Genomic DNA, 6,652 nt, shown 5'->3' on the forward strand with positions numbered 1-6,652 from the left:
CGTCGACGAAGGCGACGGGCGCATGTACGAGTTCGTCCAGGTCGGCGCCGACCAGGGCCTGCTCGCGGCACCGGTGAAGCACTCGACGCTGCCCGTCGCCTTCGTCGACGAACGCCAGCTCGTAGTGCCGGGCATTGGAGGCGTTCAGGAGACGCAGGCGGTAGCGGGCCGCGTCCACCTCGTGCACCGGCCAGGGGGCGCCGTTGACGAGGATCACGTCGCCGAGGACACCGGCCACGTAGGGCTCGCGGACGCCCGGGCGGCCCCGCAGGGTGGGGTCGAGGGACGGGTAGTCGAGGCCGCCGTCGGCGGCGAAGGCCCGGTCCGCGATCATCAGCGGCAGTTCGCGCGGCCCCGCCGGCAGGCCGAGGGCCTCCTCGGCGTCGTCGCGCACGATGTGCAGTCCGGCGAGGCCCCGCCAGATCGCCGGGGCGGTGAAGTCCATCCGGTGGTCGTGGTACCAGAGCATCGTCGGCCGCTGGTCCAGCGGGAAGGTGTACTCCCGGGTGAGGGCGGTCGTGACGGCCTTCGGGTCGTGCATGGCCCCGCCGGATCCGTGCCCCGTGTGGCCGCCGTGTCCCGTGTCGCCGCCGTGCGCCGTCGTCGGCCAGCCCGCCGGTGTGACCAGGTCCGTCGGGTAGCCGTCCGACTCCGCCGGGGTGCGGCCGCCGTGCAGGTGCACCACGGTCGGCACGGGCAGCTCGTTGCGGTGGGCCACGGTGACCGGGCGGCCGCGCCGCGACTCGATCGTGGGGCCGGGGAAGGTCCCCCCGTACGTCCACAGGCGGGTCCGCAGGCCCGGCAGGATCTCCGCCGTCGTCTCGCGCTGGACGATCTCGTAGCGGTCCTCCCGGGCGCCCTTGCTCACCGGCTCGAGGACGGCGGGCAGCGGCAGCGGCACCTCGAACGGGGGCGGCAGCGGTACGGCGCTGCGGAGTTCGGCACCGGTGGCGGCCGGGCGGCGGGACAGCCCGGCCGCGACGCCGAGCCCGCCGGCCGCCATGACCCCGAGCGCCCCGCCGACGGCCAGGACCCGGCGCCTGGTCGGGTCAGGCATCGACGGCCTCCCGTCCGGCGGTCCGCCGCTCGGTGGTCTCCCGGCGTTCCAGCGGCCGGAGCCAGACCGCGGCGAACAGCATGGTGACGGCGGCGACGGTGAACACGCCCAGGGGGATGTGCAGCCACAGCGCCCCGGCCGTCCCTGCGAAGTACTGCGCGGTCTCGGCGACCGCGAGCGCGAGCGTGACGTGGAAGGGCCAGGACACGCGCAGCCGCGCCCAGACCACGATCGCGACGACCAGCTGGACGAGGCAGAGCGAGGTGACGACGTCGGCGCCCGCCCCGTGCATGCCCAGACCGTCGAAGTCACCGCTCAGATAGACGCCGGCGAACACCGGTTGTCCGAAGACCGCCACCCCGTGCGCCGTGACGACCGCTTTCCAGACACCCCTCAACATGGGGCGTCACCCCCCTTGTTGTCGGTGCGATGGCAGAAACGACGCTATGCCGTGGCCGATATCCTGTCCAAGATCAATACCGCTATGGGGCCATGCCCCGGGGGGCATGATGGATCTCCACACGCTCAGGCAGTTCGTCGTCGTGGCCCGCCTCGAACACCTCAGCCGCGCCGCCGGGGAGCTCCGCGTGGCCCAGCCCTCACTGAGCCGCACCATCATGCGTCTCGAGGCCGAGCTCGGCACGCCGCTGTTCGACCGGGCCGACCGGCTCCGGCTCAACGAGGCCGGGAAGGTCTTCCTCCGGCACGTCGAGCGCTCCCTCGGGGAGCTCGACGCGGGGCGCCGGGCCGTCGCCGCCGTCACGGTCGGCGAGTTGGGCGCCGTACGGCTCGCCTCGGAGACCTTCCTGACCCTGACCGGGCCGCTCGGGGTGTTCAAACGGGCGCACCCCGCGGTCGAGGTCGAGCTCCACCAGCTGGCCGCCGCGGAGATGGCCCGCGCCCTCCGTACGCAGGAGGTGGACCTGTGCGTCGCCTCGCAGCCGGTTCCGCCCGAGGGCCTGGAGGCGGCCCAGCTGCTCGACGAGCCGGTGTGGGTGGTCACCCCGCTCGACCACCCCCTGGCCGGCCGCAGCTCGGTGCACGTCGGGGAACTCGCCCACGAGCCCTTCGTCTGCACCCGTGAGGGGCACTGGCAGCGCCGGCTGCTCGACCGGCTGTTCGCCCTGGACGGCCTGGGGCCGCCGAGGGTCGTCTGCGAGGGCGACGAGCCCAGCGCGACCGCGATCCTGGTCGCCGCCGGACTCGGCATCGGCCTCATCCCCGACATGGCCCGGCGCAGTGCCACCCGGGCGCCCGTCGCCTGGATCGCCGTCGACGGACCGGACTGCCGGCGCACCCTCACCCTGCTCTGGGGCGCCGACAGCCGACTCTCCGGTGCCGCGCGGCTGCTGCGCTCCGCGCTCACCGGATGGGACTGGACCTCGGGTCCCGTCTAGAACCCTCAGCCGCGCACGCGCAGTGCCCGGCGCAGGTCGTCCAGCTGGTCGACGAGCTTGCGGTGGAGGGCGGGGATCATCGTGTCGGCGGTGAGGTGGGACTCGCCCAGGGCCAGGGAGTCCGCGTCGATCGCGTACACCGGGAAGGCGTAGCGTCCGGCGGCCTCGGCCATCGCGGGGCCCCGGCGGTCGCCGAGCGCGACGGCCGCCTCGTAGAAGCGCGGCACGTACTCCCGTACGAGATCGGCCTGTTCGGGCTGCCAGAAGCCCTGGGCGGTGGCGGTGAACAGGTAGTTGGACAGGTCGTCGGAGTCGAAGAGGGACGACCAGGCGGCGGCCTTCGCCTCCGGGTCCGGGAGGGCCGCCCGGCAGCGGGCCGCGCCTTCCTGGCCGGTGGCGCTCGGGTCCCGCTCCAGCTCGGCGGCGATCACGGTCTCGTCCACGGCACCGAGGACGGCGAGGCGGGCGAGGATCCGCCAGCGCAGCTCGGGGTCGAGCTCCGGGCCGCCGTAGACGGTGCCCTCGTCGAGCCAGGAGGCGATCTTGTCGGGGGTGGTGGCGCTGTCGATGCAGGCGCGGACCGCGGTGAGGCGCAGTCCCGGCTCCTCGCCGTCCTCGGTGCGGCGCAGCAGGGCGCGGGCGATCTCGCCGATGGTGGCGAGGGCGGCCGGGCGCTGCTCCTCGGTGACGTACCGGTCGGCGATCTGGGTGCGGGCGAAGCCGAGGACTCCCTGGACCAGGGCGAGTTCGGTCTCCTCGGGCAGGTGCGCGAGGGCGCTCTCCAGGTACTCGACGGGGGCGAGTTCGCCGTCGCGGACCATGTCGCGCATCGCGTTCCAGACGACGGCCCGGGTGAGGGCGTCGGGGATGCGGGAGAGGCCGCGCAGGGCGCTCTCCTCGGAGACCTCGTCGAAGCGGAGCTTCGTGTAGGTGAGGTCGCCGCCGTTGAGGACGACGAGCGCCGGGCGCGGGCCGGTCAGCTCGACGGGCTCCTCCTGCGGGACGTCGAGGGCGAGGCGCTCGCGGAGGGCCAGCTCGCCGTCGGGCTGCCGGTCGTACACACCGGCCTCGATCCGGTGCGGGCGGCTGCCGTCGCGGTCGACGGCGAGCTGCCAGTGGGTTCCCTCGCCGGTCAGGCGCGGCCTGAGCGTGTCGACGCCCGTGGTGCGCAGCCACTGCTCGGCCCAGGCGTGGACGTCGCGGTCGGTGGCGGCGGCCAGGTTGTCGATGAAGTCGGCGAGGGTGGCGTTGCCGAACTTGTGGCGCTTGAAGTGGATGTTGATGCCGGCGAGGAAGTCCTTCTCGCCGAGCCAGGCGACGAGCTGGCGCAGGGCGGAGGCGCCCTTGGCGTAGGAGATGCCGTCGAAGTTGAGGAGGGCCGCTGGTCCGCCTCGTACCCCCAGGCCTTGCGGGTGACGCCGAAGTCGACCCAGGTGTCGGGGAAGAGGTCGGCGCAGGCCTCGTTGACGGTCTGGTAGCCCATGTACTCGGCGAAGGACTCGTTCAGCCAGATGTCGTCCCACCAGCGCAGGGTGACGAGGTCGCCGAACCACATGTGGGCCATCTCGTGGGCGATGACCATGGCGCGGGTCTGCCGCTCGGTGACGGTGACGGCGGAGCGGAAGACGAACTCGTCGCGGAAGGTGACGAGTCCGGGGTTCTCCATGGCGCCGGCGTTGAACTCGGGGACGAAGGCCTGGTCGTACGAGTCGAAGGGGTACGGCTCGTCGAACTTCTCGTGGTAGCGGTCGTAGCAGGCCTTGGTGACGGCGAGGATCTCGTCGGCGTCGGCGTCGAGGTGGGCGGCGAGGGAGCGGCGGCAGTGGAGGCCGAAGGGCAGGCCGGCGTGCTCGGTGCGGATGCTGTGGAAGGGGCCGGCGGCGACGCAGACGAAGTAGGTGGAGAGCAGCGGGGTGGGGGCGGCCTGCCAGCGGCCGTCGTCCTGCTGTTCGGTGATGCCGTTGGAGAGGACGGTCCAGCCCTCGGGGGCGGTGACGCCCACCTCGAAGACGGCCTTCAGGTCGGGCTGGTCGAAGGAGGCGAAGACGCGCTGGACGTCCTCCATGAACAGCTGGGTGTAGACGTACGACTCTCCGTCGGTGGGGTCCGTGAAGCGGTGCATGCCCTCGCCGGTGCGGGAGTACCGCATGGTGGTGCTGATGTGGAGGGTGTGCTCGCCCTCGGTGAGGGTCAGCGGGAGCCGGTTGCCGTCGAGGGCGGTGACGTCGAGGGGCTCGTCGTCGAGGAGGGCGGAGTGCAGGGTCTCGGGCTTGAGCTCGACGAAGGTGTCCCCCGCGGCGCGGGCCGTGAAGCGGATGAGGCTCTGTGACTCGAAGGTCTCGTCGCCGGTGGTGAGGTCGAGGTCCACGCGGTAGTGGTGGACGTCGAGGAGCTGGGCACGGGTCTGCGCTTCGTCGCGCGTCAGTACGGACATGGGCCCTATGCTGCCCGATCGCTCCGGTCCGGGGCAGGGGGTGTACGGACCTCAGGCGAGGCCGGAGCCGTTCAGGTGGGTGAAGGCGGCGGCGATGCGGGGGCGGTCGTAGCCGGTCGGGCCCGCGGCGCCGCTGGAGATCAGGGTGTGGAGCAGGATCCGGGCCTTGGCGGGGTCGAGCGGGCCGGCCGGGATCAGTCCGTGGTGCAGCAGGTCGTATTCGGAGCCGGGGCTCCGGTAGGTGTGCGAGAGGGTCGCGCCGCCGCCGGTGCGGGAGGCCAGGACGACCGGGATGCGCCGGGCGATCTCGGCGAGGGGTTCGACGAGCGGGGCGGGGGCGTGGCCGGCGCCGAAGGCGGCGACGACGAGGCCCTGGAAGCGGTCGTCGACGGCGCCGAGGAGTTCGCCGCGGTCGCCGAGGGAGAGGGTCACCAGGGCGACGCGTACGGACGGGTCGAACTTCAGCGCGCAGAGCGCGGTGGGGGCGGCGGGGCGGAGCAGGATCCGGGGTTCGCCCTCGACGACGGTGCCGATCGGTCCGGCGCCGGGTGAGGCGAAGGTGGCGATCGAGGTGGTGTGGGTCTTGCGGGCGAGGCGGGCGGTGTGGATCTCGTCGGCGAGGACGACGAGGACGCCGAGGTTCCGGCAGGCGGGGTCGGCGGCGACGGCGAGCGCGGCGGCGAGGTTGGCGGGGCCGTCGGCGCCGGGCAGGTCGGGGCGACGCATGGCTCCGGTGACGGCGATCGGCTGCTCGGTGGTGCAGAGCAGGTCGAGGAGGAAGGCGGTCTCCTCCAGGGTGTCGGTGCCCTGGACGACGACCACGCCGGAGCCGTCGGCGACGGCCTTGCGGACCTCGTCGGCGAGGGCCGCCAGGTCCTCGAAGGAGAGGGTGGAGCTGGGGACGCGGCGGAAGTCCCGCAGGACGACGTCCTCGGGGGCGCCGAGCTCGGCGAGGACCTCCTGGCCGGTCATGCGGGCTGCGTCACCGCCTCGTGCGGAGATGGTCCCTCCGAGGGTGAAGACCGTGACGCGGCCCATCAGCGTGCTCCGTCCGCAATCGTCTCGTGGTGCCGGATGACCTCGGCGATGATGAAGTTGAGGAGTTTCTCCGCGAAGGCCGGGTCCAGTTTCGCGCTCTCGGCGAGTTCCCGCAGCCGGGCGATCTGGCGGGCCTCGCGGGCCGGGTCGGCGGGCGGGAGCTGGTGCTCCGCCTTGAGGACGCCGACCTGCTGGGTGCACTTGAAGCGCTCGGCGAGCATGTGCACGACCGCGGCGTCGATGTTGTCGATGCTTTCGCGCAGCCGGGTCAGCTCGGCGATGACGGTCGGGTCGATGGCACTGGTGTCGCTGGTGTCGCTCATGATCTGCGAGCTTAGACGGATCGCGGGTGGATCGTGGGCGGGTGTTCGGGATCCGGAACGACGTTGCTCCAGCCGCCGTGCACGGACCGCCCCTGCTGCTCGCGGAAACGGATGGGCGCGGTGCCGACCCGGCGGGTGAAGAGCCGGGAGAAGTAGGCGGGGTCGTCGTAGCCGACGCGGCGGGCGACGGCGGCGACGGGCAGCTCGGTGGCGGCGAGGAGCTCCTTGGCGCGGCCGAGGCGGACGGTGAGCAGGTAGTCCTTGGGGCTGCATCCGGCGGCGCGGCGGACGGCGGTGCGCAGCTCGGTGGGGGTCATGCCGTGCCGGGCGGCGTGGTCGGCGACGGAGAGCGGCTGGAAGGCGTCGCGGGCGAGGGCGGCGAGGACGGGGTCCCCGTCGGCGT

Annotated in this window: 6 protein-coding genes and 1 pseudogene; 1 reads left to right on the forward strand and 6 read right to left on the reverse strand. The window is 73.1% G+C overall.

Annotated elements, in window-relative coordinates; genetic code table 11:
* Together CCN56_RS31365 and CCN56_RS31370 are read right to left on the reverse strand one after the other, a co-directional pair.
* Nucleotides 1-1,057, reverse strand: a 1,057-nt coding sequence (locus CCN56_RS31365; protein ID WP_179200052.1) for a multicopper oxidase family protein, incomplete at its 3' end; no start/stop codon positions are given.
* A complete protein-coding gene (locus CCN56_RS31370) occupies nt 1,050-1,457 on the reverse strand; it encodes a hypothetical protein (RefSeq protein ID WP_179200053.1) in 408 nt (135 codons plus the stop codon). The genes CCN56_RS31365 and CCN56_RS31370, both read right to left, overlap by 8 nt.
* A gap of 106 nt (nt 1,458-1,563) precedes the next feature.
* Between CCN56_RS31370 and CCN56_RS31375 the strand changes: the two genes are divergently transcribed.
* The gene (locus CCN56_RS31375; protein ID WP_256962273.1) at nt 1,564-2,454 is read left to right on the forward strand and encodes a LysR family transcriptional regulator; all 891 of its coding nucleotides are present in this window, start codon (nt 1,564-1,566) and stop codon (nt 2,452-2,454) included.
* A gap of 5 nt (nt 2,455-2,459) precedes the next feature.
* On the opposite strand, the pseudogene pepN reads toward CCN56_RS31375, so the two are convergent.
* The 4 genes and pseudogenes from pepN to CCN56_RS31395 form a co-directional block, all read right to left on the reverse strand.
* Nucleotides 2,460-4,888: pseudogene (gene pepN, locus CCN56_RS31380) on the reverse strand (aminopeptidase N).
* 51 nt (nt 4,889-4,939) lie between these two features.
* On the reverse strand, nt 4,940-5,926 hold the full coding sequence (locus CCN56_RS31385) for an asparaginase (RefSeq protein ID WP_086831298.1): 987 nt from the start codon (nt 5,924-5,926) through the stop codon (nt 4,940-4,942).
* A complete protein-coding gene (locus CCN56_RS31390; protein WP_041128714.1) occupies nt 5,926-6,249 on the reverse strand; it encodes a chorismate mutase in 324 nt (107 codons plus the stop codon). Before CCN56_RS31390 ends, CCN56_RS31385 begins: the two co-directional genes overlap by 1 nt.
* An 11-nt stretch (nt 6,250-6,260) precedes the next feature.
* Nucleotides 6,261-6,652, reverse strand: a 392-nt coding sequence (locus CCN56_RS31395; protein ID WP_143664677.1) for a helix-turn-helix transcriptional regulator, incomplete at its 5' end; no start/stop codon positions are given.

This window comes from Streptomyces sp. NRRL B-24572, assembly GCF_002156145.1.
Classification (GTDB): domain Bacteria; phylum Actinomycetota; class Actinomycetes; order Streptomycetales; family Streptomycetaceae; genus Streptomyces; species Streptomyces vietnamensis.

Coding starts and splice junctions, on each gene's coding strand:
- CCN56_RS31370 (WP_179200053.1), bottom strand. CDS start 1,457: ATGTTGAGGGGTGTCTGGAAAGCGGTCGTCACGGCGCACGGGGTGGCG.
- CCN56_RS31385 (WP_086831298.1), bottom strand. CDS start 5,926: ATGGGCCGCGTCACGGTCTTCACCCTCGGAGGGACCATCTCCGCACGA.
- CCN56_RS31390 (WP_041128714.1), bottom strand. CDS start 6,249: ATGAGCGACACCAGCGACACCAGTGCCATCGACCCGACCGTCATCGCC.
- CCN56_RS31375 (WP_256962273.1), top strand. CDS start 1,564: ATGATGGATCTCCACACGCTCAGGCAGTTCGTCGTCGTGGCCCGCCTC.